Genomic DNA, 1439 nt, shown 5'->3' with positions numbered 1-1439 from the left:
TGGCTCTACTGACATATCCGTGGGCGTGAGCCGCGAGCCTTAACGTCCACACGCCGCTTCCTGCCTAGGATTTTTGACTGACTAAGGTACAAAAATCTAGGGACTGAAAACGGCGTGCAGAAAACAAGCATATGGGCCGCCCTGCTGGGTGTCGAAAAAACAACCGTCCACCACGTGGATACCTGCCCGGAAACCGGGGTCCTGCTGGCCCGGGTGACACCGCACAAGTCCTTGCGGAACAGATGCGGAATCTGCTCCAGGCGGTGCTCCCGGTACGACCGCGGTGAAGGCCCCCGACGGTGGCGCACCCTGGATCTGGGAACCACCGAAACCTATCTCGTGGCCCACGCGCCTCGTGTGCGCTGCCCGGAGCACGGAGTCATCGTCGCCGCCGTTCCCTGGGCCCGCCACCAGGCCGGACACACCCGGGACTTTGACCAGCAGGTCTCCTGGCTGGCCACCCAATGCTCCAAGAGCGCGGTCACCGTGCTGATGCGCATTGCCTGGCGCACCGTGGGCTCCATCATCAACCGGGTCTGGAAGGATACCGCCAAGACCTTCGACCCGTTCGCGGACCTCAAGCGGATCGGCATCGACGAGATCTCCTACAAACGCGGACACAAGTACATCACCGTGGTCGTGGACCACGATTCGGGCCGCCTGATTTGGGCCTCGCCGGGCCGTGACAAGGCCACGCTGCGGAAGTTCTTTGACGCACTCGGGGAGGAACGATCCGCCCAGATCACACATGTTTCCGCCGATGCCGCGAACTGGATCGCCACCGTCGTGGCCGAACGCTGCCCCCAGGCCGTCCGTGTGGCCGACCCATTCCATGTGGTCCAATGGGCTACCGGGGCCCTGGATGAGGAACGCCGCGCATCCTGGAATCGGGCCCGGAAAGCGGCCGAAGAAAATGAGCCGGCCAGGGGCAGGGGACGGCCGCCCAAGGATGCCCCGGAACGGCCCGATAGCCAGAAGGCGACGAAGCTGAAGAACTCCCGTTATGCGCTCTGGAAGAACCCCGAGGACCTCACCGTGAAGCAAAAGGTGAAGCTCGATTGGATCGTTCAGATCGACCCGAGGCTGGGCCGCGCGTACTACCTCAAGGAGGGGCTGCGGACCATCTTCAGGCTGCCACATGCGGACGCGGTGGTGGCCCTGGACAAGTGGGTTTCTTGGGCCAGGCGCTGCCGGATTCCCGCGTTCGTGAAGCTGCAAAAGAGCATCGTCAAGCACCGCGAAGCCATCCTGGCATCGATCGAGCACGGATTGAGCAATGGGCGGATCGAATCCATGAATACCAAAATCAGGCTCATCACCCGGGTGGCCTTCGGATTCAAAGCTCCCGAAGCCCTCATCGGCCTGGCGATGCTCAGCCTCGGAGGCCGGAAACCGGTACTCCCGGGACGGGGATGACCCACGGAAGAGTCAGTAGAGCC

Annotated in this window: 1 protein-coding gene; it reads left to right on the top strand. The window is 63.0% G+C overall.

Features of this window, described 5'->3' with window-relative positions; translation table 11 throughout:
• Window positions 1-114: 114 nt before the first annotated feature.
• Window positions 115-1416, top strand: coding sequence for an ISL3-like element ISAar34 family transposase (locus ABEA12_RS15070; RefSeq protein WP_210100263.1), 1302 nt, complete (start codon window positions 115-117; stop codon window positions 1414-1416).
• Window positions 1417-1439 lie beyond the last annotated feature (23 nt).

Source organism: Paeniglutamicibacter antarcticus (assembly GCF_039544305.1).
Lineage (GTDB): Bacteria > Actinomycetota > Actinomycetes > Actinomycetales > Micrococcaceae > Paeniglutamicibacter > Paeniglutamicibacter antarcticus_C.
The sequence above is the reverse complement of the archived record's forward strand: the minus strand, read 5'-3'. Positions and strand labels throughout refer to the sequence as shown.